Origin of the sequence: Streptomyces qaidamensis (assembly GCF_001611795.1) — a bacterium.
GTDB classification, from domain to species: Bacteria; Actinomycetota; Actinomycetes; order Streptomycetales; family Streptomycetaceae; genus Streptomyces; species Streptomyces qaidamensis.
The window spans coordinates 6,846,801-6,871,925 of sequence record NZ_CP015098.1; the positions used below are offsets into that span (position 1 = coordinate 6,846,801).

At 72.8% G+C, this 25,125-nt stretch carries 24 protein-coding genes; 17 read left to right on the plus strand and 7 right to left on the minus strand.

The window, feature by feature from the left end:
• Positions 1-56 precede the first annotated feature (56 nt).
• The 9 genes from A4E84_RS30395 (at position 57) to A4E84_RS41390 (ending at position 6,205) form a co-directional block, all read left to right on the plus strand.
• Positions 57-554 (plus strand): pyridoxamine 5'-phosphate oxidase family protein, encoded by a 498-nt coding sequence (locus A4E84_RS30395; protein ID WP_062929595.1) that lies wholly within the window; start codon positions 57-59, stop codon positions 552-554.
• 130 nt (positions 555-684) lie between these two features.
• A complete protein-coding gene (locus A4E84_RS30400) occupies positions 685-1,212 on the plus strand; it encodes a hypothetical protein (RefSeq protein ID WP_062929596.1) in 528 nt (175 codons plus the stop codon).
• Complete coding sequence (locus A4E84_RS30405; protein WP_062929597.1) at positions 1,205-2,242, plus strand: hypothetical protein; 1,038 nt, start codon at positions 1,205-1,207, stop codon at positions 2,240-2,242. The genes A4E84_RS30400 and A4E84_RS30405 overlap by 8 nt, the downstream gene beginning before the upstream one ends.
• Before the next feature lie 90 nt (positions 2,243-2,332).
• Positions 2,333-2,686: a hypothetical protein gene (locus tag A4E84_RS45515; protein WP_335340840.1), complete on the plus strand. Its 354-nt coding sequence runs from the start codon at positions 2,333-2,335 to the stop codon at positions 2,684-2,686.
• 3 nt (positions 2,687-2,689) lie between these two features.
• Positions 2,690-2,995: a hypothetical protein gene (locus A4E84_RS45520; RefSeq protein ID WP_079129175.1), complete on the plus strand. Its 306-nt coding sequence runs from the start codon at positions 2,690-2,692 to the stop codon at positions 2,993-2,995.
• Positions 2,996-3,213: 218 nt separating this feature from the next.
• Entirely contained in the window at positions 3,214-4,275 is a 1,062-nt protein-coding gene (locus A4E84_RS30415) for a peptidoglycan recognition protein family protein (protein WP_062929598.1), read from the plus strand.
• A 194-nt stretch (positions 4,276-4,469) separates the two neighbouring features.
• Positions 4,470-5,591 (plus strand): acyltransferase family protein, encoded by a 1,122-nt coding sequence (locus A4E84_RS30420; protein WP_062929599.1) that lies wholly within the window; start codon positions 4,470-4,472, stop codon positions 5,589-5,591.
• A 56-nt stretch (positions 5,592-5,647) separates the two neighbouring features.
• Positions 5,648-5,875, plus strand: coding sequence for a hypervirulence associated TUDOR domain-containing protein (locus tag A4E84_RS30425; protein ID WP_062929600.1), 228 nt, complete (start codon positions 5,648-5,650; stop codon positions 5,873-5,875).
• A gap of 6 nt (positions 5,876-5,881) precedes the next feature.
• Complete coding sequence (locus A4E84_RS41390; RefSeq protein ID WP_079129176.1) at positions 5,882-6,205, plus strand: DUF3140 domain-containing protein; 324 nt, start codon at positions 5,882-5,884, stop codon at positions 6,203-6,205.
• Positions 6,206-6,455: 250 nt separating this feature from the next.
• Here the strand turns inward: A4E84_RS41390 and A4E84_RS30435 are convergent, their stop codons facing one another.
• The 4 genes from A4E84_RS30435 to A4E84_RS30450 all read right to left on the minus strand — a co-directional run bounded on the left by A4E84_RS30435 (position 6,456) and on the right by A4E84_RS30450 (position 10,129).
• Positions 6,456-6,686, minus strand: coding sequence for a hypothetical protein (locus A4E84_RS30435; protein ID WP_062929601.1), 231 nt, complete (start codon positions 6,684-6,686; stop codon positions 6,456-6,458).
• 387 nt (positions 6,687-7,073) lie between these two features.
• Complete coding sequence (locus A4E84_RS30440; RefSeq protein WP_062929602.1) at positions 7,074-8,096, minus strand: hemolysin family protein; 1,023 nt, start codon at positions 8,094-8,096, stop codon at positions 7,074-7,076.
• Positions 8,093-9,436: a hemolysin family protein gene (locus tag A4E84_RS30445; protein WP_062929603.1), complete on the minus strand. Its 1,344-nt coding sequence runs from the start codon at positions 9,434-9,436 to the stop codon at positions 8,093-8,095. Before A4E84_RS30445 ends, A4E84_RS30440 begins: the two co-directional genes overlap by 4 nt.
• Positions 9,437-9,625: 189 nt before the next feature.
• Complete coding sequence (locus A4E84_RS30450) at positions 9,626-10,129, minus strand: MarR family winged helix-turn-helix transcriptional regulator (protein ID WP_062929604.1); 504 nt, start codon at positions 10,127-10,129, stop codon at positions 9,626-9,628.
• A 116-nt stretch (positions 10,130-10,245) separates the two neighbouring features.
• Between A4E84_RS30450 and A4E84_RS30455 the strand changes: the two genes are divergently transcribed.
• On the plus strand, positions 10,246-10,761 hold the full coding sequence (locus A4E84_RS30455; protein ID WP_062929605.1) for a YceI family protein: 516 nt from the start codon (positions 10,246-10,248) through the stop codon (positions 10,759-10,761).
• Positions 10,762-10,769: 8 nt separating this feature from the next.
• On the opposite strand, the gene A4E84_RS30460 is transcribed toward A4E84_RS30455, so the two are convergent.
• Both A4E84_RS30460 and A4E84_RS30465 read right to left on the minus strand, forming a co-directional pair.
• Positions 10,770-12,464 carry a hypothetical protein gene (locus tag A4E84_RS30460; protein ID WP_174569523.1) on the minus strand — a complete coding sequence of 565 codons (1,695 nt, stop codon included), beginning with the start codon at positions 12,462-12,464 and terminating at the stop codon, positions 10,770-10,772.
• Between the two features lie 277 nt (positions 12,465-12,741).
• Complete coding sequence (locus A4E84_RS30465; protein WP_062929607.1) at positions 12,742-16,773, minus strand: bifunctional nitrate reductase/sulfite reductase flavoprotein subunit alpha; 4,032 nt, start codon at positions 16,771-16,773, stop codon at positions 12,742-12,744.
• 194 nt (positions 16,774-16,967) lie between these two features.
• On the opposite strand from A4E84_RS30465, the gene A4E84_RS30470 reads away from it, so the two are divergent.
• From A4E84_RS30470 to A4E84_RS30485, 4 genes are all read left to right on the plus strand, one after another.
• Complete coding sequence (locus tag A4E84_RS30470; protein WP_031134653.1) at positions 16,968-17,363, plus strand: cell division protein SepF; 396 nt, start codon at positions 16,968-16,970, stop codon at positions 17,361-17,363.
• A gap of 84 nt (positions 17,364-17,447) precedes the next feature.
• Positions 17,448-18,584 carry an AAA family ATPase gene (locus A4E84_RS30475; protein WP_062929608.1) on the plus strand — a complete coding sequence of 379 codons (1,137 nt, stop codon included), beginning with the start codon at positions 17,448-17,450 and terminating at the stop codon, positions 18,582-18,584.
• Entirely contained in the window at positions 18,577-18,900 is a 324-nt protein-coding gene (locus A4E84_RS30480) for a nucleotide pyrophosphohydrolase (RefSeq protein WP_062929609.1), read from the plus strand. The genes A4E84_RS30475 and A4E84_RS30480 overlap by 8 nt, the downstream gene beginning before the upstream one ends.
• 198 nt (positions 18,901-19,098) lie before the next feature.
• Positions 19,099-19,569: a DUF6099 family protein gene (locus tag A4E84_RS30485; RefSeq protein ID WP_062929610.1), complete on the plus strand. Its 471-nt coding sequence runs from the start codon at positions 19,099-19,101 to the stop codon at positions 19,567-19,569.
• Between the two features lie 20 nt (positions 19,570-19,589).
• On the opposite strand, the gene A4E84_RS43555 is transcribed toward A4E84_RS30485, so the two are convergent.
• Positions 19,590-19,763, minus strand: a complete 174-nt coding sequence (locus A4E84_RS43555; RefSeq protein ID WP_167455423.1) for a hypothetical protein — start codon at positions 19,761-19,763, stop codon at positions 19,590-19,592.
• A 238-nt stretch (positions 19,764-20,001) separates the two neighbouring features.
• Between A4E84_RS43555 and A4E84_RS30490 the strand changes: the two genes are divergently transcribed.
• The 3 genes from A4E84_RS30490 (at position 20,002) to A4E84_RS30500 (ending at position 25,084) form a co-directional block, all read left to right on the plus strand.
• Entirely contained in the window at positions 20,002-20,925 is a 924-nt protein-coding gene (locus tag A4E84_RS30490) for an LLM class F420-dependent oxidoreductase (protein WP_062929611.1), read from the plus strand.
• Between the two features lie 155 nt (positions 20,926-21,080).
• Positions 21,081-22,544 carry a 3' terminal RNA ribose 2'-O-methyltransferase Hen1 gene (locus tag A4E84_RS30495; RefSeq protein WP_062929612.1) on the plus strand — a complete coding sequence of 488 codons (1,464 nt, stop codon included), beginning with the start codon at positions 21,081-21,083 and terminating at the stop codon, positions 22,542-22,544.
• Positions 22,541-25,084, plus strand: coding sequence for a polynucleotide kinase-phosphatase (locus A4E84_RS30500; protein WP_062929613.1), 2,544 nt, complete (start codon positions 22,541-22,543; stop codon positions 25,082-25,084). Before A4E84_RS30495 ends, A4E84_RS30500 begins: the two co-directional genes overlap by 4 nt.
• The last annotated feature ends 41 nt before the right edge of the window (positions 25,085-25,125 follow it).

Here is a 25,125-nt window from a genome sequence, read left to right on the forward strand (position 1 = left end):
CGGCCGGTCCCGTCCCCTCTCCGCCCCTCCTCCGTCCGCGAATCCGAGGTATCGCCATGGGCACCGCACGGGTGCGTTCGTTCTCCGAGATCGAGGCCGCCTTCGTCGAGTACGTCCAGCAGACCGTCTACTGCACGATGGTCACCGTCGACCGGCACAACCGCCCCCGGGCCCGTGTCGTCCAGCCCGTCTGGGAGACGGTCGAGGAGCGCCCCGTCGGGTGGCTGGCCGTCTTCCGCACCCCGGTGAAGGCCGCCCACCTGGCGCGCAACCCCCACACGACGTACGCCTACTGGCACCCCCGCCAGGACGCGGTCTTCGTCGACAGCGTCTCCGCCTGGGTGCACGACCGGGACACCAAGCTGCGCGCCTGGGAGCTGTACCGCCGCAACAGCCCCCCGGGCGTCGGCTACGACCCGCACCTCTACTGGAGCGCCGGCCCCGACAGCCCCGACTACCACCTGCTGCGCATCGACCCCTGGCGTGTCCAGGTCCTGCGCGGCTCGGACCTGAGCAGCCGCATCTGGGCGGCCGACCCGCCGCCGCACCCCTGACCCCGGCCGGATCTCCTCCGGCCGGGTCTTCGAGCCGTCGGATGACGCGCCCGGCCCGATTGCCCCGCCGTCCCGCCGTGCGGTTGGATCAGCGCATCGGCTGAACGAGGCGGGCGACCGAGGAGAGTTGATGGCGGCAGAGGGGGAGCGGACGGAGAACACGTCCGCGGGCCACGCCAGTGGGCATGCCCACCACTTCACGACCGGAGGCGGCGCCGGGTGGGGCCCGGTGCCGCCTCCGTCCCCGGACGGGCACGTCGCCGAACTCCTCGCCCTGCTCCGGGAAGTGCGATCCGACCTCGAACGCCTGCAGAGCACGGACGAGATCACCGCGCTCCGGGACGAGTCGGACGGGGCCATGGCGGAGATCTCGGGGACAGGCCGCGTCACACCGGGTCTCGTCGCCCGGCTCCGCACCCGGCTGGAGGCAGCGCAACCGGCCCTGTCACCCTTGGCCTCCGTCGCCGGTCTCGTCCAGTCGCTCGCCCTGGTGGAGGGCACCCTCAGCTATCCGGAACCCGAAGAGCGGGCGTCGATGCGGCCCCTGCCCTCCGGCCGTGCGCGTCCCGGTGCGTACGGGCCACCGGCGGGCCACACCCCGCCCGGCCCCAGCACCGGTTCCGACGACGACGAATGGCCCGACCCGGCCGATGGGTGACATCGCCAAGGGCGTGCTGGGCGGGGCCTGGACGCTGCTGGTGGGCTGGATCCTGCCCACCGCGCTGAACCTGGCCGTCTTCCTGCTCACCGTCGCCCCGAGCCTTCGTGACCTCGGCCCGCTCGAACGGCTGCGCGGCGCGGGCGGACTCGGCACCGGCCTCACCCTGCTGACCGGAGCGCTGTTGCTCGGCCTGGTCGCCAACGCCTGCCAGAACGCGCTCTACCGGCTCCTGGAGGGGTACCTGCTGTGGCCCGCCCGGGCCTTCGAGGCGGGCTGCCGGCGCAGTCGCCGCAGCAGGGCGTTCCTCGCGGACCGGCTGACCGTGCTCCGCCTGGAGCGCCGCCGGGCCGAGCAGGGGCCGCTGCGGACCGAGGACGAGGAGGAGCTCGCCAGGCTGCTCGCCGACCCGCGCCTCGCAAGGGCCGCCGGGCGGGACCGGCGTCGGACCGCCGTCCAGCGCGGGCTGCTGCGGGAGCGGTTCGCCCGGTTCCCGATCGCCGACGACCAGATCGCCCCGACCCGGCTCGGGAACGCCATCCGCCGTTTCGAGGAGTACGGCTGGGACCGCTACCGCCTCGACACCCAGCTGTTGTGGAACGAACTCACCGGCTGCGTCCCGGACCAGATCCGCCGCCAGAGCGAACTCGCCCGCGCCAGCGTCGACTTCTTCGTCGCCCTGCTGTCCGGCCATGTCGTCGTCGCCCTGGCGGCGGCTCTCGCCCTCGCCGCCGGTGACAAGCCGGACCGCCTCGCCCTTCTGGGCACCCTCGGCGTCCTCGCCGCGCTCGTGCCGGTCTGGTACCGGTCGGCGGTCACAGCGACCGACGAGTGGGCAGCCGCCGTCCGCGCCCTGGTCAACACCGGCCGCAAACCCCTCGCGGCCTCCCTCGGCCTCGCCCTCCCACAGACTCTCGCCGCGGAACGCGCCATGTGGACGATGGTGTCCCGGCTCTCCCGCATCCCGTACCACGAACGCGCCGCCGCCCTGGACCCCTACCGCGCGGAACCCACCACGGACCCGGCCTGACCCCGGACCCGCCGCGGAGGACCGTCGAAGCCGCGGACGACCGTCGAAATCCGGTCGTCCGCGACGGCCGGCCGGACCTGGGGTGCGGCCATGGACTGGAGCGCCCGGCACGGCGGGTACGACACGGCCGACTCCTGGACGGCACGGCGGCTGCGGACCGTGCGGCAGCAGATCCGCCGGGCCCTCGACGACGCCCCGGCCGGGCCGCTGAAGGTGATCAGCCTGAGCGCCGGGGACGGCAGGGACCTCCTCCACGTCCTCGCCGGACACCCCCGGCGCCACGACGTGCGGGCGAGACCGGTCGAACGGGACGCCCGTAACGCCGAGGCGGCCTCGGAGGCGGCGCGCCGGGCGCACCTGGACGGGGTCGAGGTGGTGACCGGTGGCGCCTCACTCGTCGACCGGTGCCAGGACCTGGCCCCGGCGCATCTCGTCCTCATCTGAGGGGTGTTCGGCAACATCACCGACCCCGCCATCGAGCGGGCCGTCGGCGCCTGCGTCCAGCTCTGCGGGACCGGCGGCGCCGTCGTCCGGGCCCGGCACCGCGGTGAGCCCGGCCGGGTGCCGCTGATCTGCCGCCGGTTCGAGAGGGAGGGCTTCGAACCGCGGTGGCTGTCCGAGCCGGACGCCGGCTGCGGAGTGGGCGCGCACCGGTTCGCCGGCACGCCCCGGCCGCTGCGCCCCGGACTGCGCATGTTCGAGTTCGTCGGCTACGACGTGCTGCGGGACCGCCCTGATGCGGCAGCGTCGTAATCGCGCCGATTTTGCGGACGTGGCCCACGGCGAGGTGAGCGACGGGGCGAGCGGCGCGAGAATGGTGAGGGCCTGGCGCGGCACACCGGAACCCGCGGGCGAAACGATCCGCCGAACCCGCGCCGCCGCCGGGCGAGCTCCGAGATCAGGCACGCTCCCCCGATGTGATCGGACCGTCTTCAGACCGGCACGAACGCGCCGGAACGGAGGACTGACACATGGCCACCCCACTCACCGCCACCCGGCTCGTCGCCGCGCTGAAGGCCGAGGGCTGCGCCGTTCGCGAAGTCGCCGGCTGGCGCACCAACAACCGTAATCACAAAGGCCCTTGGGGCCCAGTGCACGGCGCGATGATCCACCACACCGTCACCGGCGCCGGCACGGACGTCGTCGGACTGATCTTCCACGGCCACAGTGCCCTGCCCGGCCCGCTCGCCACGGGATGCATCACCAAGGACGGCGTCGTCCACCTCACCGGAAACGGCCGGGCCAACCACGCCGGAGGCGGTGACCGTGACGTGCTCGACGCCGTCATCGGCGAGTCGTACGGCACGTATCCGCCCCCGACGCACGAGCACGACGGCTCGGCCGGCGCGGTCGACGGCAACGCCCGCTTCTACGGCTGGGAGTGCGAGAACAGGGGCGACGGCAAGGACCCGTGGCCGCCCGCCCAGTACCTCGCGATGGTCAAGGCCACCGCCGCGATCTGCCGCGCGCACGGCTGGGGCCACAAGAGCGCCATCGGCCATCTGGAATGGAGCGACTGGAAGGTCGACCCGCGCGGATTCGACATGGCCGGCTTCCGCCGAGACGTCGCCGACGCCCTGGCCCTCCCGGCGGGCCGGTGGGAAGGAGAGGACCCCATGCCCCAGTACGTCAACCTCGGTGTCGCCGGGGAGTACCAGCTCAGGCCCGGCGCCTGGGACTCGGTCGAGTTCACCGCGGAATGGACCGACGAGACCGGCCACCACGCCACCGGCGGCAGCGTGTTCGCCCGGGGCCCGGCCCGCTTCAGCGGCACCGTCAGCCTCCACATCGACGGTCTGCCGGCGGGGGCGGTCGTGCAGGCGCGCATGTCGGAGTACCAGGGCGACGAGCTCCGGGCGGACCACCCGATCCACGAGATCGCCGGGACCGGCGGCGGCACCTTCGTGGTCGTCCCCCTGACCAAGCGGCTCGCCCCGGGCCGCAGCATGCGCGTACGGCTGCTGAACCAGGCCGCCGTCCCCGTCACCGTCGTGAGCGCCGTACTGACCGCGCTGGTCTGGAAGGAGACCTGAGCACCGCCCCACGGGAGACGAACGCCCGCCTCCGCACGTACACCCGGGCATGAACCGAAGCGAGCCCTGTCCATTACGAGTTGAACGAACGCACGGCCCTGTGATTAGGGTGCGGGCGATGTTCTGCGCGCACCCCACCCCTTCGCTCCTGGCCGCAAGAGGCACCCTCGCCTCCCGTCGCTTCGGGAGGTCCCGTGAGTGACACGGTGACCGCGGCCCGTCCCGGGGCCGCGGTGAAACGGGCGACGGGGACGAAGGACCAGGACGCGGCGCCCCGCCCGGTCCGGCAGCGGGACGCGTTCTTCGACAACGCCAAGTACCTCGCGATCGTCCTCGTGGCCGTGGGACACGCCTGGGAGCCACTGCGCCAGGGCAGCAGGGCCGTCACCGCCCTCTACATGCTCGTCTACGCCTTCCACATGCCGGCGTTCATCATCGTCTCCGGCTACTTCTCCCGCACCTTCGACGGCAGCCCGGCCCGGCTCAGGCGCCTGCTCACCGGCGTCGTCGTCCCGTACGTGGTGTTCGAGACGGCGTACACCCTGTTCACCCGCTGGACCAGCCAGGACCCCGACCGCCCGGTCAGCCTGCTGGACCCCCTGTACCTCACCTGGTTCCTCGCGGCGCTGTTCGTCTGGCGGCTGACCACGCCCCTGTGGCAGCTGGTGCGGTGGCCGCTCCCGCTGGCCCTGGCCGTCGCGATCCTGGCGACGACCGCACCGTCCATCGGCCACGACCTCGATCTGCAGCGGACCCTGCAGTTCCTGCCCTACTTCGTGTTCGGTCTGCTGCTGCGCCCGGAGCACTTCCGGCTGGTACGACGGCGTGCCGTGCGGATCCTCGCCGTGCCGGTGGCCGCCTGCGCCCTGGCCGTGGCGTACTGGGCGGTCCCGCGGATGGACTACGCCTGGTTCTTCCACGCCGACAGCGCCCCGGAGCTGGGGGGCCCCCTCTGGTACGGGCCCGTGATGACCCTGGCCGCCTTCGGCTGCTCGCTCGTCCTCGTCGGCTGCTTCCTCGCCTGGGTGCCCGGGCGCCGGACGTGGTTCACCGCGCTGGGCGCCGGCACCCTGTGCGGCTACCTGCTGCACGGGTTCGTCGCGCAGGCCGCGAAGTACTGGGGCTGGTACGAACCGGCCTGGGTCCGCGGGCCCGCCGGCGTGGTCGCCGCCACCCTGGTCGCGGGCGTGGTCGTCACCGCCCTGTGCACTCCGTCCGTACGGCGGGTCTTCCGCCCCGTGACGGAACCCGGCATGGCGTGGGCCTTCCGCGGCACGGCCGCCACCCGGACCGGTTCCCGTCGTGCTGCGCCCTGACCGCACAGCCCGCACGCTGGAGAGACAGCACACTTCTTCCGCGAGGGAGCACCGGCATGGCGAAGGGCCGCAGCGAGGGCGGGAAGCCGAAGAAGGGTGACAAGGTCACCTGGAGCAGTCACGGCAGCCGCACCGAGGGCGAGGTGGAGAGGGAGATCACCGAACGGACCGAGGCATCGGGCCGCACGGTCGACGCCTCACCGGACGACCCGCAGTACGAGGTACGCAGCGACAAGTCCGGCAGGACCGCGGTGCACAAGCCGTCCGCGCTCAAGAAGAAGTGAGGCGGCGTGGACGACGAGGAGCGCGAGGAGACCTGGAACGACTTCCGTGAGCTGGTGAACATGACACCGGCGGACCTGGAGAAGTGGCTGGAGTCCGACGCTTCACAGAGCGTCGGGCAACAGCAGGACGGCGGCGAGTCCACCGGGCACGCCTCCGGCCGCCGGATCGCGGCGATCGAGACCCGCTCGGCACGTGATCAGTGCGCGTCGTTCTCCTGCGGGGTCACGGCGACACCGTTCAGCGCCTGGCTCATCTGGTGCTGGGTCTCTTCGGCCACGGCACGGGCCTCTTCGACGACGTCACCCCGTTCGCGTATGAGGCTCGCGTAGATCGGCAGTTCTTCGGTTCGGGTCGAGTCGGTTTTCACAGCGGTCTTCCAATCGGTTTGCAGCCGGGATCTGAGGGGTCCGAGTAAGTCTGCGTCACCGCCCCTCACCGCGTTACCCACCCCCGTGGTGTACAGATTTCCGTCACGTGCTTCGCAAATTCCTCACGTTTGCGATTCGTGGCCGGCCGCCGCGGCCCGCACGCGAAAGGGCCCCGGGAAACGCTTCCCGGGGCCCTTGCGCGTGCAGGTCGTCAGAGCGACGTGGTGTGGACGCCCGCGTCGGCGCCCGCAGCCGCACCCGCCGGCGACAGGGTCGCCTGCAGGGCGGCGCAGGCCTCGCCGGTCAGGGGGCCGACCAGGCCGGCGGAGAGGCCGCCCACGAGGCCCGCGGAGACATCGACGCCGCCCGCGTTGCCGCCGGCGACGGCGTCCAGGTCGGCGTCGGAGAGCTCGGCGGTGGCGACCCGAGAGGTGAGGTTCATGGGGGTGTTTCCCTTCGCGTGAATGTCTCGCAATGGCGGTGAGCGCGAGTGACGCCGGAATCCGGGGACCAGCTCCCGTCCCGGCTGCTCCCGCCGTGCGCAGGATCAAAACACTCCCCGCACAGGAGAGCCAACCGCCCTGCGGCGATGCGCGGTTCCTTCCGGCGGCCGTCTTCACCGCTGTGACCGCGGGGTCACCGGATGCGCCCACTCCTTCACACAGCCCGTCGCCCGGCCGGGTGCGGGAGTGTTGCGCCCCCGTTCCCGAAGCGGGCACTTCGCCGCCAAGCCCCCCTGCCGGGGCCGGGATGCGCCGACGGGCCGGGCGGCGCGCCGCCTCCCGGCCCGCGGTGTGCAGATGTGCTGGAGGTTCGGGTCCGGTCCCCGTCAGGCCGCCGCGGCCGGCTGCATCAGGCGGGCCAGCAGGTCGTCCAGGGTGACCAGGCCGGTGAGCCGGCCGGAGTCGTCACGGACCACGGCCAGGGACGACCGGCGGCGGCGCAGCAGCTCGATCGCTTCGGCGACCGTGGCGGTCTCCGCCAGCTCGGGCACCGGCCGGGCGAGGTCCCGCGCGGTCGTGGCCCGCCCCCGGGCCCGGGCCACCAGGGCGTCCCGGGCGTGCACCGAGCCGAGGACGGTGCCGTTCTCCCGGACCAGCAGCCGGGTGCGGTCGTGCTCGGCGGCGAAGCGCAGCAGCGCCTCGACGTCCGCACCTCCCTCGGCCCAGGTGATCTCGGCGGCCGGGATGCGCAGCGCCGCGACCGGTGTCTCCGGCTCGGTCAGCGAGCGGGTGAGCAGCTCCGAGTCGGTCGCGCTGATCAGGCCCAGCCGCTCCGACTCCTCCACCAGGTGCGTCAGCTGCTCCCGGTTGTGCACCGAGGCCAGCTCGTCGCGCGGGGCCACCCGGCACAGCCGCACCAGGGCGTTGCTCACCGAGTTGAGCAGCCGGATCAGCGGACGCACGGCCCGCACCACGGCCCGGAAGGGCGGCGACAGCAGCATCGCCGAACGCTCCGGGTGGGCGATGGCCCAGGACTTGGGCGCCATCTCGCCGACCACCATGTGCAGGAACACCACCACGACCATCGCCACGGCGAAGGCCACGCCGTAGCTCACGGCACTGGGCAGGCCCAGCGTGTTCAGCAGCGGGTCGAGTTCGTGCGAGATCGCCGGCTTGGACACCGAGCCCAGGCCCAGCGTGCACACGGTGATGCCCAGCTGGGCGCCGGCCAGCATCAGCGACAGCTCGCGCATGCCGGCCAGGGCCGCTCCGGCACCGCGCCGCCCGTCGGCCGCCGCCTTCTCCATGCGGTGGCGCTTGGCGGCGACGAGGGCGAACTCGGCCGCGACGAAGAAACCGCTGCCGATCAGCAGCAGCACGGTCACGAAGACCGCCATCGGGAAACTCACGCCATCTCCTCGGCTTCCACGGCCTCCACCAGCGGGCTGATCCGGACCCGGTCGGCCACGTGCCGGTCCAGCGTGCGGACGTCGATCACGGCCCGGCCGCCGCCGGGCAGCCCGACCGTGACCCGGTCGCCGACCGTCGGGAAGCGGCCGAGCCGGTCCACGACCAGGCCGGCCACGGTGTCGTAGTCGTCGTCCTCCGGCAGTCGGACACCGGTGGCCTCGGCCACCTCGTCCACCCGGCGGCCGGCGTCCACCAGCCAGCCGTCGCCGTCGGCGACGGCGAGCAAGGTGACCTTGTCGGACTCGTCGGCGATGTCACCGACCAGCTCCTCGGCGATGTCCTCGTACGTGACGATGCCCGCAACCCCGCCGTGCTCGTCGAGGACGACCGCGAACTCGTCGTCGTGCTCCCGCATCCGCGTCACCGCGTCGGGCAGCGCGAGGGTGTCCGGCAGCAGCAGCGGCCGCCGGGCCACCTCACCGGCCCGCGCGCCGGCCAGACGGGCGGCGGGCAGCGCCATCAGCTCGCGCACGCCCAGCACGCCCGCGACGTCGTCCGGGTGGTCGCCGAGCACCGGGTAGTTGGAGTGGCCGTGCCGGGCGATCAGGCCGACCGCCTCCTCGGCGCCGGCGTCCTTGCGCACGAACACGGCGTCCGCGCGCGGCACCATCACCTCGTCGAGGGTGCGCTCGGAGAACTCCAGCGCGTGGTCCAGCAGCGCGGCGGTGTCCTCGGGCAGCTCGCCCCGCTCGTGGGACTCGCCGATCAGATGGCCCAGCTCCTCCAGCGTGGCGCCGTGGTGCAGTTCCTCGACGGGCTCGATCCCGGCCTTGCGCAGCAGCCGGTTGGCCGCACTGTCGAAGATCCGTACCACGGGGCCGACGACCTTCAGATACGCCAGCGTGGACGGGGCCAGCGCCTTCGCCAGCCGCTCGGGCACGGCGATCGCGAGGTTCTTCGGGGCGAGTTCGCCCAGGACCATCTGCACGACCGTGGCCAGCGTGAAGGCGAGCACGACGGAGATGCCGCCCACGGCGGCGTCCGGCAGGCCGAGCCCCGACAGGGCGGGCCTGAGCAGGGCGGACACCGACGGTTCGGCGATGAAGCCGACCACCAGCCCGGTGACGGTGATGCCGAGCTGCGCGCCGGACAGCATGAACGACAGCCGCTCCAGCACCGTGAGGGCGCGGGCCGCCCTGCGGTCCCCGGCCTCTGCCTCGCGCGCGAGGGTGAGGCGGTCGGCGGAGACGTAGGCGAACTCCTGGGCGACGAAGTAGCCGGTGCCGGCGGTGAGCACGAACACGGCGAGCAGGCCCAGCAGGGCTTGAGCGGCACTCATCCGACACCACCCCGCCGTGTGCCGCGATCACTGGTGCCGTGGCGGGATGGTCGGGGACTGTGCCCCGGAGGGTCCGTCGGTCTGGCGGACAAGAACGTGCTCCTTCAGGTGTTGTGTGTCTCCGGTACAACGCGCGTCACCGCGCCGGTGTTCCCGGATTCTACGACCGTGTAGATCAAGCCGCCCGGCTCATTCCGGGCGGGACTCCTCCGTGAGATCCGGCACCAGCCCCCGCATCGCCGCGCACTGGTCCGGGCCCATGAAGCGGGCCAGGGACTCGGTGACCGTCTCGGCGAGCGGGGCGGAGGCCTCTTTCAGCAGGTCCCGCGCCTTGTCCGTGAGGGTGACCTCGACGCCCCGCTTGTCGCCGCAGACCGACCTGCGGGTGACGAGCCCGGCGTGCTGGAGGCAGGCGATCTGGTAGGTCAGGCGGGTCTTCGGGCGACCCAGGAGCTCCGCGACACGCGTCATGCGCAGACCGCCCTCGGGCTGCTCCGCGAGCAGGCACAGGACCAGGAACTCGTCGTGCGAGACGTCCAGCTTCTCCTTCACGACCGCGCGCAGCCGCTGCTCCACCGCTCCCGTCGCGGCCAGCAGCAGCATCCAGGCGCGCAGTTCGGCGGGCAGCAGCCCGCCATCGCCGAGGGACGGACATGCGGGCAGATCGGCGGGGTGCTCCTCGGGGTCGGCCATGGTGTCGAGTCTACCTGTCGTCCAAATTTGGAGCAGATGGTTGTTCAAGTTTGGATTAACCGCTAGCGTGCCGTGCAGCAGTCATCCAAATTTGAACGACACCTAGGGGAACGACCATGACCGTCGCCGTGGAAACCGGACAGTGGCAGCTCGACGCGACCGCCTCGACCGTCGGCATCCGGCACAAGACCATGTGGGGCCTGGTCACCGTGAAGGGCACGTTCGGCGCCGTCAGCGGCACGGGCGAGGTCCGCCCCGACGGGTCCGCCGCCGGCACCCTGACCTTCGACGCCGCCTCCCTGGACACCGGGCACGCCAAGCGCGACACCCACCTGAGGTCGGAGCACTTCTTCGACGCCGGCCACCACCCCGAGATCACCTTCGCGGCCCGCAGCGCCGAGCTCCGCGACGGGGACCGGGTGCACGTCATCGGGCAGCTCACCGTGCGCGGCATCAGCAGGCCGCTGTCCCTGGACGCCCGCGTGACGGACCGGGACGCCGGTGGCCTCACCCTGGACACCGAGTTCACCGTGGACCGTGAGCAGTTCGGCATGGGCTGGAACCAGCTGGGCATGATCCGCGGCCGGGCCACGGTCGCCGCCACCCTCCGCTTCATCCGGGCCGCGGCCTGACACAGCCGTCAGTCCGCCCCGCCGCGCACGGCTTCCTGCACATCCGTGCTCGACAGGGTCTGCGGCGACGCCGTGAACGCGCGCAGACGGATCCGGACGCCCGGCCGGGGCAGCGTGAAGCGGCCCGCGGGCGGCCGGAGTTCGTAGCGGGCGGTGCCGTGCGCGGGCAGGGTGTGCGGGCCCCGGACCACCCGCCAGTACGGGTCCATGCCCTGCCCGGTGGTCAGGGTGAAGTGCGGGCTGAGGGCCGCGTCGCCGGTATTGGTGACCTCGAGGGCGAGGCGCGAGACGGTCGCCGCGGTGGGGTGCCGGGCCGCCGTGATCCGCATCCGCAGGGGCGGTGTGCCCGTCGCCGCCACCGCCGCCGCGGCCAGCGCCGGAGCCAGCAGCAGGACCGTCGCGGCGATGCGGGCCGGGCGGCGGCGCGGCCCCGACCACAGGCCCGGCAGCGGGCCCGGACGCGGCTGCCACGCCCCGGCGAACGCCGACGCCGGAGCGGTCACGGCCGCAGCCAGCCACAGCGGCGTCATGAGCAGGTAGTAGCCGTCCTGCGACCGGGTCGCCAGATAGAAGGCGCACCAGGGCAGCACGGTCGCCGCCGGCCCCAGGCGCCGGACGAACAGCACGAACAGCGCGAGCAGCCCGGCGAACAACAGCAGGCTCGCGCGGGAGTACCAGTCGATCCGGTCGCTGCCGTCCGTCAGATACAGCGAGACGCCGACCACGCCCTGGCCGTGCAGCACCGCCCCCTGCGTGAGCGGCAGGGCGATCCCGGTGAGCCAGCGCCCCGGCTCGCTCACCACGAAGTACGCGTTGACCAGCAGCCACCCGCCGGCCGCGACCCCGGCGAACCGCGCCACCACCAGCGCCGCCGCCCGCCCGCCCAGCTCGCCGCGCCGCACCGCGTAGATCCCGGCCAGCAGGAACGGTGCCAGGAACCACGGGAGTTGCTGCGCGGCGCACGCCAGCCCCAGACACGCGGCTCGCGCCAGACCCGCAGCCCCGAGCCGTCCGCCCACGCCGGTCCGTGTCCAGCGCACCACCACCGGCACCAGCAGCGCCAGCGCCACGATGGCCGGGTAGCCGAGCCGCCCGTACGACGGCAGCATCCCGAAGCCCAGGCACACCAGGGTCGCCGCCGACCGCCACGGCGCCGGCAGCATCCGCCACAGCGTGACCGTTCCGGTGATCAGCGCGCCCGTGCTCACCGCCGTCGCCGGAGTGCCGCCGTGCCCCAGCCACAGCAGCGGCACCGTCAGCAGCGGCGCCAGCGGCGGATAGCCGTACGTCAGGTCGTAGCCGCCGGTCACCGTCGGGGTGAGGGCGACGCCGTGACCGAAGAGCCAGGGCCACGGCTGCCCGTACACCGGGTGCCCCGCGGCCAGTTCCCGCGCCGCCTGGGTGGTGAGCAGGGCCTCGTCGGAACCGTTGTGGAGCATGATCCACGCGCACAGGGTGAGCGTCACGCCCGTCACCAGCACGCACCTGTCCACCCGGGCCAGCGACCGGGCCCGGCGGACGACCAGGGCCAGCACGCCGCACACCAGGATCGAGGCGTAGCACAGCGAGATCACCGCGGCCACGGCCGGCCGGTGACCGGCCGCCGACGTCCACACAGCCCGGGTGCCGATCAGCAGGCCGATGTCGGCGAGCAGGGTCAGGACACGGTGCCACTGGGCCGGGGGAGCCGGCGGCGCCGACACCGCCGACTGGGTGCGCGGACCGGGCACCACCAGCGTCGTTTCTGCCGAGTACACGCCGCAGGACGCTAATCGCCGCCGGTGAGCGGGACCCGGAGGGAGGGGAGGATTCCGGTGTGATCCGGGTAAGGGGTCCTTTCACTATGAGCGTCCGATCAGGCCGCGCGACCCGGACGGGCATAGTGAAAGGACCCCTGAGGACCCCTGAGGACCCCTGAGGACCCCTGAGGACCCCTGAGGACCCCGCGGGCCCCTCGGCGGCCCCAGCGGGCCCGCCGGCTCAGTACACGTCCCGCACGTACCGCTTGTCCGCCGCGAGCTGCTTCAGATACGCGGCGGCCTCCGCCTCGCCCAGTCCGCCGTGCGTCATCGCGATGTCCCGCAGCGCCCGGTCCACGTCCTTCGCCATCCGGGAGGCGTCGCCGCAGACGTAGAGACGGGCCCCGTCGTGCAGCCAGTGCCACAGCTCCGGCCCGTGCTCGCGCATCCGGTCCTGCACGTACACCTTGTTGCGCTGGTCCCGGGAGAAGGCGGTGTCCAGCCGGGTGAGGGTGCCCTCGTCGCGCAGCGCCGTCAGCTCGTCCTCGTAGTAGAAGTCCGTCGCCCGGTGCTGCTCCCCGAAGAACAGCCAGTTGGGGGCCCGGTGGCCGAGCGCCCGCCGCTCCTGGAGGAACCCGACGAAGGGCGCCACGCCGGTGCCCGGGCCGACCATGACCATCGGCGTCGAGGCGTCGGCCGGGGGCCGGAAGTGCGGCGTGCGCTGCACGAACACCGGCACCTCCGTGTCCGGTCCGGCGTCCGCGAGGTACGGCGAGCAGACCCCGCCGCGCGCCCGGCCGTGCAGGTTCTCGTACCGCACCACGGACACGGTCAGCGACACCCGGTGGGGATCGGCCAGCGGACTGGACGATATGGAGTACAGCCGTGGCTGCAGCCTGCGCAGCACCCCGGCCCACTCCTCGGCGCTCGCCCGCACCGCGTACTCGGCGAGCACGTCCACGGCCTGCCGTCCCCAGCTCCACTGTGCCAGCCCGTCCTTGTTGTCGGGCCGCAGCAGCCTGCGCAGCTCGTGCTTGTCCCGGGCGCGTTCGGCGACGAAACGGAGCAGGTCGGGAGTGATCCGGGTGATGTCGAGATGCCGGTGCAGGGCCTCGCCGAACGGCACCTCGCCGACACCGTCGACCGCCACGGCCGACCCGGCGTCCACCCCGGTCACCGCCAGCCACTCGTCCACCAGGGCGGGCGCGTTGACCGGCCGCACCCCGAGCGCGTCCCCGGCCTCGTACGCCAGGTCCGTCCCGCTCGTGTCGAAGGTGAACCGCCGGACCTCCTTGCCCGCGCCCGCCCGGCTGAGCAGCCGGTTGCCGACCAGCCGGGCGGTGGTGACGGTCTTCGCCCTCGCCGTCGTCCTGGGCTCGGCGGCGGGGGCGGCGGCCGTGCCGCCCAGCGCCGACAGCACCTGGTCGAGCCACTCCCCGGCGGACGGCTCGAAGTCCGGCTCGCAGTCCGTGCGCGGGGCCAGCCGCACCCCGCCCAGCTCGTCGAGCCGCGCGTCCAGCCGCCGCCCGTGCCCGCAGAAGTCGTCGTAGGAGGAGTCGCCGAAGGCCAGCACGGCGTACCGCACCCCGTCCAGCCGAGGTGCCTGTTCGCCGGAGAGCGCGTCCCAGAAGCCGGAGCCGTTGTCGGGTGCGTCGCCGTCCCCGAAGGTGCTGGTGATGAACAGCAGGTCCGCGGTGCGGGTGAGCGTCCCGACATCGGCGTCGTCCATGCCGACGAGGGTCGTACGGTGTCCCGTCGAGGTCAGCCGTTCGGCGGTGGCGTTGGCGAACTCCTCCGCGTTCCCGGTCTGCGAGGCCCAGAGCACGACGACCTCCCGCCCGGACCGCTCCTGCGGCACGGCGGCCCCGGTCCGCGAGTACATGCCGGCGAGAACCCCGTTCACCCACAGCGCGTGCTCGGGGGAGAAGGGCGCGTCGGGCGGCAGCACCGGCACCCCGGGGGCACCCGAGCCGAGCCCGGCGAGGAAGCCGGTGAGGTACCGGCGCTCCTGGGCGGAGAGCACCGGGGGAGGGGAGGGTTCGAGGCCGAAGGGGTTCGCGCCGCCCGGCGTCACGGCCGTGGGCGTCAGGGCCGGTGTCTCCGGTGCGGGCGCCGGGGACACCACCTTCGCGAGCGAGACCGCACACACCTTGAACTCCGGCTGGAACGACAGCGGATCCACCGCGTCGCTGGTCACCGCGTTGATGCTCAGGTACTCGCCGAACAGGTCGTTCCAGTGGAACGGCGCGAAGCAGCACCCGGGCCGCACCCGGTCCGTCACCACCGCCGGCAGCACCGCCCGCCCGCGCCGCGAGGCGACCTCCACGAGATCGCCGTCGGCGACGCCGAGCGCCGTGGCGTCCGCGGGGTGGAGCTCCACGAACGGCCCCGGATTCAGCTTGGTGAGCTTGGCGACCTTCCCGGTCTTGGTGAGCGTGTGCCACTGGTGCTGCACCCGCCCGGTGTTGAGCACGAACGGATAGTCGTCGTCCGGCAACTCGGCGGCGGGCAGATGCGGCCGCGCGAAGAACGCGGCCCGCCCGGAAGCCGTCGGGAAGCGCAGCCCCTCGTCGCCCACGTACCGGATCGGATTGCGCTCCGGCCCGTCCTCCCGCGCGGCCGGCCACTGCACGGGTGTCTCGCGCAGCCGCTCGTAGGACACCCCGCGCAGGTCCCACCCGGTCTTCGGGTTCCAAAAGCGCTTGATCTCCTCGAAGATCTGCTCGGCGCTGTCGTACGAGAACGCCTTCTCGTAGCCCATCGCGCACGCCACCTCCGCGATGATCCGCCAGTCGGCCATCGCCTCCCCGGGCGGGTCCGCGGCCGGCCGGGTCAGCGTGAGGGTGCGCTCGCTGTTGACGAAGACGCCCTCGGCCTCGGTCCACATCGCGCCCGGCAGGACGACATCGGCGTACGCGTTCGTCTCGGTGTCCGTGAACACGTCCTGCGTGACGACGAACTCGGCGGCCTCAAGACCCTCGATGACGGTGCGGCGGTTGGCGACCGAGGCGACCGGGTTGGTGCAGATGATCCAGCAGGCCTTGATCTCCCCGTCGGCCATCTGCCGGAACATCTCGACCGTGCCCTGCCCGACCCCGTCGGCGCGCAGCGTCCCGGGCGGCAGCTCCCACACCTCCTCGGTGAAGGCCCGCTCCTCCGCGACGAGCACCGACCGCTGCCCCGGCAGCCCCGGACCCATGTAGCCCATCTCGCGCCCGCCCATGGCGTTGGGCTGCCCGGTCAGGGAGAACGGCCCGGCGCCCGGACGGCAGATCGCTCCTGTCGCCAGATGCAGGTTGACCAGGGCGTTGGTGTTCCAGGTGCCGTGGGTGGACTGGTTGAGCCCCATGGTCCAGCAGCTCATCCACTGCTTGCCCGCCTCGCCGATGATCCGGGCCGCCTCGCGCAGGCCGTCCTCGTCGAGGCCGGTGATCGCGGCGACCGCGGCGGGGTGGTAGTCGGCGAGGAACCCGGGCAGCTCCTCCCAGCCCTCGGTGTGGTCCGCGACGAACTCCGGGTCGGTGTGCCCGTTCTCCAGCAGCAGGTGCAGCAGGCCGTTCAGCAGTGCGAGGTCGGTACCCGGCCTGACCTGGAGGAACAGATCGGCCTTCGCGGCGGTCGCGGTGCGCCTCGGGTCGACGACGATCAGCTTGGCGCCCGCCTTGACCCGCTCCATCATCCGCAGGAACAGGATCGGATGGCAGTCGGCCATGTTCGACCCGATGACGAGGAAGGCGTCCGCCCGGTCGAAGTCCTCGTACGAACCGGGCGGCCCGTCCGCCCCCAGCGACAGCTTGTAGCCGGTGCCCGCGCTCGCCATGCACAGCCGCGAGTTCGACTCGATCCGGTTCGTCCCGACGAACCCCTTGGCCAGCTTGTTCGCCAGGTACTGCGCCTCCAGGCTCAGCTGCCCGGAGACGTAGAAGGCGACCGCGTCCGGCCCGTGCTCGTCGACGATCGCCCGCAGCCGCGCGGCGGCCTCGGCGATCGCGTCGGCCACGGGTGCCGGGACCGCCTCCTCGCCCCGGTCGTCCCGCACGAGCGCGCCGGTCAGCCGCCCGGGCGCGGCGAGCATGTCGGCGGTGGTCGCGCCCTTGGTGCACAGCCGCCCCGCGTTCGCGGGGTGAGCCTTGTCACCCGACGCCTTCAGAACCTTGCGCCGCCCGTCCGGACCCGCACCGACATCCAGCACGAGGCCGCAGCCCACACCGCAGTACGAGCAGACGGTGCGCACCTGCTGCGTCTCCTGCTGCGGCCGGGGGGTCGAGGTCATGCCGTCGACGGTACGAACATCCCGTTACGCAGGTGTCACATCACTTGATCACGAGCAGTTACGCCCGTCACACAGCCGCCTTTTGGCCGTTGTGAGGTGCATTGAGGTCGCGGAGCGTGTCGCTGTTGGGCCGAACGGGTGACTCTGCGCAAGAATTGCCCGATGCAGACAGCGAGCGCGAGCCAGGACGGAGCATGCCGGTGAACAGCCACGATGTCACCGACGAACAGTGGGAGGGGCTCGCTCAGGTCGTGCCGCTGCGAGGCCGGGACGCCTGGCCGTCCTCGGTCGGCCACCGTTCCATACCCGAGGCCGAGACGGAGACCCGCCGTCGTTTCGTCGTCCTGCGGGTGAACGTCTTCGCCGACGCCCGTGACGTCGCCGAGCGGCTGATGGCGGGCGTCCCCGTCCTCCTCGACCTCACCGGCGCGGAGACGGAGGTCGCCAAGCGGGTCCTCGACTTCAGCACCGGCGTCGTCTTCGGCCTGGCGAGCGGGATGCACCGGGTGGACCGCAACGTGTTCCTGCTGACCCCGGCGGGGACCGAGGTGACCGGGCTGATGGAGGGAGCGGGCCTCCCCGGGGTGTGACCGCCGGCGCGGCCGTAGCTCGATCGTAGGAAGCCCCTGGAGACGGAACGGTTCGTCCTGCCGACGGAGCCCTACCGTCCGGACATGACCCAGCCCTTCCTCCCCGGCCGCCCCCGCGTCACCGAACTGCGCCTGGCCGCCTTCACCGCCCACCGCCGCGCCGCGTTCCCGCTCGGGCCCCTCACCCTCCTCGCCGGTCCCAGCGGCAGCGGCAAGACCAGCGCGCTGCGGGCTTACGAGGCCCTCGCCCGGCTCGGGGGCGGCGCCCGGCTCGGCGAGGCGTTCCCCGACCCCACCGCCTGCGTCCCGGAACGGGCCCGGCCCGACGCCCAGCGCCGCCGCGGTTTCCGGATCGGCTGCACGGCCGACGGCCCCGCAGGCCCGGTCCGCCTCGACGTGGCCGTGCAGGCCGAGCCCGAACTGCGGGTCGTGGGCGAGCGGTTGACGTCCGACGGGCTGATCCTCCTGGAGACCGCCCTGCGTGACCCGGGCAAGCGCGCCGTGCAGGCGGCCTGGCACACGGCGGGACCGACACCGGTGACCCGCGGTCCGCTCCCGGACGACCGGCTCGGCACCGCCCTGCTGCCGCTGCGCGTGGCCGGCAAGACACCCGGGCAGTGCAGGGTGCTGGCGGCCGCCGAGCAGATGGTCGTCGCCCTGCGCTCCGCCTTCGCCTGCGACCCCGAACCCGCCCGCATGCGCGGCCCCGTGAGGGCCGGCTCCGGCCGGCTGCTGGGCGGTTGCGGCAACCTCGCCGACGTGCTGTGGCGGACCCGCGCCGAGTGCGGGCGGCGGCACGCGCAGTTCGTGGCGGCGGTGCGGGCGGGGTGCGCGGGACCGGTGGCGGATGTGCTCGCCCGGGCGGAGGAGGCCACGGGAACGATCAGCGCCGCACTCGACCGGGGCGACGGCGTCCGCACGGACCTGCGACGGCTCGGCGACGGCGAACTGCGCTACGTGGCCCTCGCGCTGGTTCTGCTCACCGGACCGGGTGTGCTGGAGGTCGACCCGGCCGGCGAGGTGCCCGCCGCGCTCCAGACGCTCACCGTCCTCGCCGACGGCTTCGACCGGGGCCTGGACGGACGGCAGCGGCTGGAACTGCTGCGGCTGGCGGCCCGGATGTGCGGGCGGGGGCACATCCGGCTGGTCGGCGCGGTCAGCGACGGCTCCTGGGCCACCGGGACGGAGGGAGCCACGGTGGTACACCTGGACCGTGACTGATCCCCTGGACGTGGCCGGACTGCAACGTCGCCTGGCCGATTTCGCGGCCGCGCGGAACTGGCAGCAGTACCACACCCCCAAGAACCTGGCCGCCGCACTCAGTGTCGAGGCCTCCGAACTGGTCGAGATCTTCCAGTGGCTGACGCCCGAGGAGTCGGCCCGGGTCATGGCGGACCCGGACACCGCGCACCGCGTCACCGACGAGGTCGCCGACGTGCTCGCGTATCTGCTCCAGCTGTGCGAGGTGCTCGGTATCGACCCGCTGACGGCGCTGGACGCGAAGATCGACCGGAACGAGCGGAGGTTCCCGATCTAGCGGCACCGTCCCAACCTCCAGAACGAAGAAGTCCGCTTGTACACTGCGTAATCAAATCGCGGCTCGAATCCGAATCGTTGTCCGCAATTTTCCACCTTCCTCTGGCTTTTCGTCTCACACCCCTTCACTCTGGGTAGTGAACAAGGGAGTGCGGGCAGACGGACGCGCGCAGCGCGTCGGACAAGACGGGGGCAGCGCATGGACGCGGTGCGGCTCATCGTGACGAGCAGGCGGTCCCTCGCGGCGGGCGGCGGCGCGCGGGAGACCCTGGCCGAGGTGTGGCAGGCGCAGGCCCTCGCGCAAGCCATAGGCAGCCGCCTCGCGGTCGCCGGACCGCCCGAACTGCGCGGCGAGGCAATGGGGTTGACGGAGCTGGCGGGCCGGGGCTGCGGCGTCCTCGACCCGCCGGAACTGGCTCCCGGTGAGCTGCGGGCGGGCCAGCTCACCGAGTTGGGCGACGCCCGCCACACCCTGATGTATCTCGGCGGTCTCCTCGGCGAGGTCGGCATCGCCCTCGTCGCCCTGGCCAGCTCCGCGGACGACGAGGGCACGTACTGGCAGTGCATGGAGGCCATCGACGCGGCGGACGAGTCCCGCGACCGCGTCCTGGAGATGCTCCGCAGACTCGCGGACCGGGAACTGACCCTGCCGGAGCGGGAGGCGGGGTGAGGCGGGGCGGGGAGAGTCCCCTAACCCGCCTGCCCCTCCTCGACGACTCTGCGCTCGGCATCCCCCGCAGCCTGAAGGTCCGCGTCCAACGCCGAAAGGTCCGCGTTCAGCGCCGCCATCAGCTCCTCCATCTGCTGCAACAGCCCTTTCGGCTGCCCGCTCCCGCCCTGCTGCGGCACGGTCTCTTCGGACATGACGGCCTCCTCGGCCCCCGGCCCCCGGGGAGGCCGACACGGGTGACGCCCCGGCGGTCCACCCCCGGCGCGGAAGCCGGTGGCTCCGGCTCCGCCCGAGCAAACGATCACCACCGGGGCCGGTCACTGGCCGGGCCGGGCGGCGATTGCCGTATTGACGTAATTTCACCCGACCGGGGACCGGCGTGGACGGGGGACCGATCCCGTGATCGCGCACGCCGGCGTGCAGGATGGAAGCATGGATCTTCGCATCTTCACCGAGCCCCAGCAGGGGGCCACCTACGACACTCTGCTCGCCGTCGCCAAGGCCACCGAGGACCTCGGCTTCGACGCCTTCTTCCGTTCCGACCACTACCTCCGCATGGGCACCATGGACGGCCTGCCCGGCCCGACCGACGCCTGGATCACCCTGGCCGGACTCGCCCGTGAGACCAAGCGCATCCGGCTCGGCACCCTCATGACCGCCGGCACCTTCCGGCTGCCCGGCGTGCTCGCCATCCAGGTCGCGCAGGTCGACCAGATGTCCGGCGGACGGGTCGAACTCGGCCTCGGCGCGGGCTGGTTCGAGGAGGAGCACAAGGCTTACGGCATCCCCTTCCCCAAGGAGAAGTTCGCCCGCCTGGAAGAACAACTGGAGATCGTCACCGGCCTGTGGGCGACGGAGCCCGGCAAGACCTTCGACTTCCACGGCACGTACTACGACCTCGCGGACTCTCCCGCCCTGCCCAAGCCCGCGCAGCGGAAGATCCCCGTGCTCGTCGGCGGCCACGGCCCCTCCCGCACCCCGCGGCTGGCCGCCAGGTACGCCGACGAGTTCAACATGCCCTTCGCCTCGGTCGAGGACAGCGAGCGCCAGTTCGGCCGGGTCCGCGCAGCAGCCGAGGAAGCGGGCCGCGGCGGCGACGAGCTGACGTACTCCAACGCCCTCGTCGTCTGCGTCGGCCGGGACGACGCGGAGGTCGCCCGCCGGGCCGCCGCGATCGGCCGCGAGGTGGACGAGCTGAAGCTCAACGGCCTGGCCGGCTCCCCGGCCGAGGTCGTCGACAAGATCGGCCGCTATGCCGGGATCGGCTCCCGACGCATCTACCTCCAGATCCTCGACCTCGACGACCTCGACCACCTGGAGCTGATCTCCGCGCAGGTGCAGTCGCAGCTGTCGTAGCCGGGCCCGCCGAGCCGCCTCGATAAACGAAGGCGCTGGTGGGCACAGGTGTGCGAAGCTGTGGACGTCGTCCTGCCGAGCCCCCAGGATCACCATCCTGGGGGCTCGCGCACGTACGGCACCGAAGCATCCACCCAGCCGGAGAGGCCCTCCGCATGTTCCTGACGATCACTACCACCGGCACGCCGGAGCGCCCCGCCACCGACCTCGGCTACCTGCTGCACAAGCATCCCGACAAGGCGCAGGCGTTCTCCACCTCCTACGGCACGGCCCACGTCCTCTACCCCGAGGCGGAAGCCCAGCGCTGCACGGCGGCGCTGCTGCTGGAGGTCGACGCGGTGGCACTGGTCAGGCGCGGCAAGGGCAAGGGCCGCGGCGGCGCCCCCGACGCGGCACTCGCGCAGTACGTCAACGACCGCCCCTACGCGGCCTCCTCCCTGCTCGCCGTGGCGCTGAGCAGCGTCTTCTCCAGCGCGATGAAGGGCGTCTGCAACGCCAGGCCGGAGCTGCCCGGCCAGGCCAGGCCGCTGCGCGTCGAGGTGCCCGCACTGCCCGCCCGGGGCGGCCCCGACCTCGTACGGAAGCTCTTCGAGCCGCTCGGCTGGACCGTCACCGCCGAGCCCGTGCCGCTGGACACGGAGTTCCCCGACTGGGGCGACTCGCGGTACGTGAGCCTGGTCCTGGAATCGGACGCGCTCACCCTCGCCGAGGCCCTGCGCCACCTCTACGTCCTGCTCCCCGTCCTCGACGACGCCAAGCACTACTGGGTCGCCCCCGACGAGGTCGACAAGCTGCTGCGCGTCGGCGAGGGCTGGCTGCCCGCGCACCCGGAGCAGCGGCTGATCACCAGCCGCTACCTCTCACGCCGCTGGTCGCTGACCCGGCAGGCCACCGAGCGCCTGGAACTGGTGCGGCTGGCCGAGACCGACGACAGCGAGGTCGAGGAGATCGACAACGCAGTCGAGGCGGAGACCGAGACCGAGGAGAAGCCGACCCCGCTGGCCGTGCAGCGCCGCGAGGCGATCGTCACGGCGCTCCGGCAGTCCAAAGCCGCCCGGGTCCTCGATCTCGGCTGCGGACAGGGCCAGTTGGTGCAGACACTGCTCAAGGACCCGGCGTTCACCGAGATCGTGGGCGTGGACGTGTCGATGCGCGCCCTCACCATCGCCTCCCGGCGGCTGAAGCTGGACCGCATGGGCGAGCGGCAGGCCTCCCGCGTCCAGCTCCTCCAGGGCTCCCTCGCGTACACCGACGTCCGGCTCAAGGGCTACGACGCCGCCGTGCTCAGCGAGGTCATCGAGCACCTCGACCTGCCCCGGCTGCCCGCCCTGGAGTACGCGGTGTTCGGCTCGGCGCGCCCGAAGACGGTCCTCGTGACCACCCCCAACGTCGAGTACAACGTGCGCTGGGAGTCCCTCCCGGCCGGACACGTCCGGCACGGCGACCACCGCTTCGAGTGGACCCGCTCGGAGTTCCGGGCCTGGGCCGAGGCGGTCGCCGAACGGCACGGCTACGGCGTCGGGTTCGAACCCGTGGGCCCCGACGACCCGGAGGTGGGGCCGCCCACCCAGATGGCCGTATTCACCCTGACCACGCCGAAGGAGGCGAAGGCGGCATGACCGACGTACAGCAGGGGCGCGTGCTGCCCGTCACCGACCTGTCCCTGGTGGTGCTGGTCGGAGCCACCGGCTCCGGCAAGTCCACCTTCGCCCGCAGGCACTTCAAGCCCACCGAGGTCATCTCGTCCGACTTCTGCCGCGGCCTGGTCTCGGACGACGAGAACGACCAGAGCGCCACCACCGACGCCTTCGACGTCCTGCACTACATCGCCGGCAAGCGCCTGGCCGCCGGCCGCCGCACGGTCGTGGACGCGACCAGCGTGCAGTCCGACGCCCGCCGCCGGCTGATCGACCTGGCGAAGCAGTACGACGTGCTGCCGATCGCCATCGTGCTCGACGTGCCCGAGGAGGTGTGCGCCGAGCGCAACGCGGCCCGCACCGACCGCGCCGACATGCCCCGCCGGGTCATCACCCGCCACACCCGCGAACTACGCCGCTCCCTCAGGCACCTGGAGCGCGAGGGTTTCCGCAAGGTGCACATCCTGCGCGGCGTGCAGGAGGTCGAGCACGCCACGGTCGTCACCGAGAAACGCTTCAACGACCTCACCCACCTGACCGGCCCGTTCGACATCATCGGCGACATCCACGGCTGCGCCGCCGAACTGGAGGCGCTGCTCGGCAAGCTGGGCTACGTCGACGGGGTGCACCCCGAGGGCCGCACGGCCGTCTTCGTCGGCGACCTGGTCGACCGCGGCCCGGACAGCCCCGGAGTGCTGCGCCGCGTGATGGCGATGGTGAAGTCCGGCAACGCCCTGTGCGTCCCCGGCAACCACGAGAACAAGTACGGCCGTTACCTGCGCGGCCGCAAGGTCCAGCACACCCACGGCCTCGCCGAGACCATCGAGCAGATGGCCGGCGAGAGCGAGGAGTTCCTCGCCGAGGTACGGGAGTTCCTCGGCGGCCTCGTCAGCCACTACGTCCTCGACGGCGGCCGGCTCGTCGTCTGCCACGCCGGTCTGCCCGAGAAGTACCACGGCCGCACCTCCGGCCGCGTCCGCAGCCACGCCCTGTACGGCGACACCACCGGGGAGACCGACGAGTTCGGCCTGCCCGTGCGCTACCCGTGGGCGGAGGACTACCGGGGCCGGGCCGCCGTCGTCTACGGCCACACCCCGGTGCCGGAGGCCACCTGGCTCAACAACACCATCTGCCTGGACACCGGCGCGGTCTTCGGCGGCAAGCTCACCGCGCTGCGCTGGCCGGAGCGCGAGCTGGCCGACGTCCCGGCGGAGCAGGTCTGGTACGAGCCGGCGAAGCCGCTGCGCAGCGAGGCCCCCGGCGGGCAGGACGGCCGTCCGCTGGACCTTGCGGACGTGCGCGGCCGCAGGGTCGTCGAGACCCGGCACCAGGGCCGCGTCTCGATCCGCGAGGAGAACGCGGCGGCGGCCCTGGAGGTCATGAGCCGCTTCGCGGTGGACCCGCGGCTGCTGCCGTACCTCCCGCCGACCATGGCCCCGACGGCCACGAGTCGTGTCGAGGGCTACCTGGAGCACCCCGAGGAGGCCTTCGCCCAGTACAAGGACGACGGTGTCGCGCGGGTCGTGTGCGAGGAGAAGCACATGGGCTCACGGGCGGTGGCCCTGGTGTGCCGCGACGCGGAGGCGGCCCGCAAGCGCTTCGGCGTTGGGGGAGGCCCCAGCGGGTCCCTCTACACCCGCACCGGCCGCCCCTTCCTCGACGACGAGGCCCTCACCGAGGAGATCCTCGACCGGGTGCGCACGGCGGCCGGCGAGGCCGGCCTCTGGGACGAGCTGGAGACGGACTGGCTGCTGCTGGACGCCGAGCTGATGCCCTGGTCGCTGAAGGCGTCCGGGCTGCTGCGCTCGCAGTACGCCGCCGTGGGCGCCGCTTCCGGCGCGGTGCTCCCGCAGGCCCTGAGCGCCCTCCGGGGCGCGGCGGCGCGCGGCGTCGACGTGGCGGGCCTGCTGACCCGCACCGGCGAACGCGCCACCGACGCCGCCGCGTTCACCGAGGCGTACCGCCGCTACTGCTGGACCACCGACGGCCTGGACGGCGTGCGCCTGGCACCGTTCCAGATCCTCGCGGTCCAGGGACGCAGCCTCGCCGGCCTGCCGCACGACGAGCAGCTCGCCCTGCTCGACCGGCTCGTCGAGCACGACGGCAGCGGCCTGCTCCAGACCACCCGGCGGCTCTACGTCGACACCGCCGACCCGGAGTCGGTGCGGGCCGGCGTCGACTGGTGGCTGGAGATGACCGGCCGAGGCGGCGAGGGCATGGTCGTCAAGCCGGTCGGCGCGGTCGTCCGCGACGGCCGGGGCCGCTTGGTGCAGCCCGGCATCAAGTGCCGCGGCCGCGAGTACCTGCGGATCATCTACGGCCCGGAGTACACCCGCCCGGAGAACCTCGCCCGGCTGCGCTCGCGGTTCCTCAACCACAAGCGGTCCCTGGCGATCCGCGAGTACGCCCTGGGCCTGGAGGCCCTGGACCGGCTGGCCGAGGGCGAGCCGCTGTGGCGGGTGCACGAGGCGGTGTTCGGGGTGCTGGCCCTGGAGTCGGAGCCGGTCGACCCGAGGCTGTGAACCGGAGGCCACGCGATTCCGGCCAGGCTTGTCCCGCCTGG

Bases quoted from the DNA above. Each gene is read 5' to 3' on its own strand.
- A4E84_RS30395 (WP_062929595.1), top strand. From the start codon at position 57: ATGGGCACCGCACGGGTGCGTTCGTTCTCCGAGATCGAGGCCGCCTTC.
- A4E84_RS30400 (WP_062929596.1), top strand. From the start codon at position 685: ATGGCGGCAGAGGGGGAGCGGACGGAGAACACGTCCGCGGGCCACGCC.
- A4E84_RS30405 (WP_062929597.1), top strand. From the start codon at position 1,205: ATGGGTGACATCGCCAAGGGCGTGCTGGGCGGGGCCTGGACGCTGCTG.
- A4E84_RS45515 (WP_335340840.1), top strand. From the start codon at position 2,333: ATGGACTGGAGCGCCCGGCACGGCGGGTACGACACGGCCGACTCCTGG.
- A4E84_RS30415 (WP_062929598.1), top strand. From the start codon at position 3,214: ATGGCCACCCCACTCACCGCCACCCGGCTCGTCGCCGCGCTGAAGGCC.
- A4E84_RS30425 (WP_062929600.1), top strand. From the start codon at position 5,648: ATGGCGAAGGGCCGCAGCGAGGGCGGGAAGCCGAAGAAGGGTGACAAG.
- A4E84_RS30435 (WP_062929601.1), bottom strand. From the start codon at position 6,686: ATGAACCTCACCTCTCGGGTCGCCACCGCCGAGCTCTCCGACGCCGAC.
- A4E84_RS30445 (WP_062929603.1), bottom strand. From the start codon at position 9,436: ATGAGTGCCGCTCAAGCCCTGCTGGGCCTGCTCGCCGTGTTCGTGCTC.
- A4E84_RS30450 (WP_062929604.1), bottom strand. From the start codon at position 10,129: ATGGCCGACCCCGAGGAGCACCCCGCCGATCTGCCCGCATGTCCGTCC.
- A4E84_RS30455 (WP_062929605.1), top strand. From the start codon at position 10,246: ATGACCGTCGCCGTGGAAACCGGACAGTGGCAGCTCGACGCGACCGCC.
- A4E84_RS30465 (WP_062929607.1), bottom strand. From the start codon at position 16,773: ATGACCTCGACCCCCCGGCCGCAGCAGGAGACGCAGCAGGTGCGCACC.
- A4E84_RS30470 (WP_031134653.1), top strand. From the start codon at position 16,968: ATGCCGGTGAACAGCCACGATGTCACCGACGAACAGTGGGAGGGGCTC.
- A4E84_RS30475 (WP_062929608.1), top strand. From the start codon at position 17,448: ATGACCCAGCCCTTCCTCCCCGGCCGCCCCCGCGTCACCGAACTGCGC.
- A4E84_RS30485 (WP_062929610.1), top strand. From the start codon at position 19,099: ATGGACGCGGTGCGGCTCATCGTGACGAGCAGGCGGTCCCTCGCGGCG.
- A4E84_RS43555 (WP_167455423.1), bottom strand. From the start codon at position 19,763: ATGTCCGAAGAGACCGTGCCGCAGCAGGGCGGGAGCGGGCAGCCGAAA.
- A4E84_RS30490 (WP_062929611.1), top strand. From the start codon at position 20,002: ATGGATCTTCGCATCTTCACCGAGCCCCAGCAGGGGGCCACCTACGAC.
- A4E84_RS30495 (WP_062929612.1), top strand. From the start codon at position 21,081: ATGTTCCTGACGATCACTACCACCGGCACGCCGGAGCGCCCCGCCACC.
- A4E84_RS30500 (WP_062929613.1), top strand. From the start codon at position 22,541: ATGACCGACGTACAGCAGGGGCGCGTGCTGCCCGTCACCGACCTGTCC.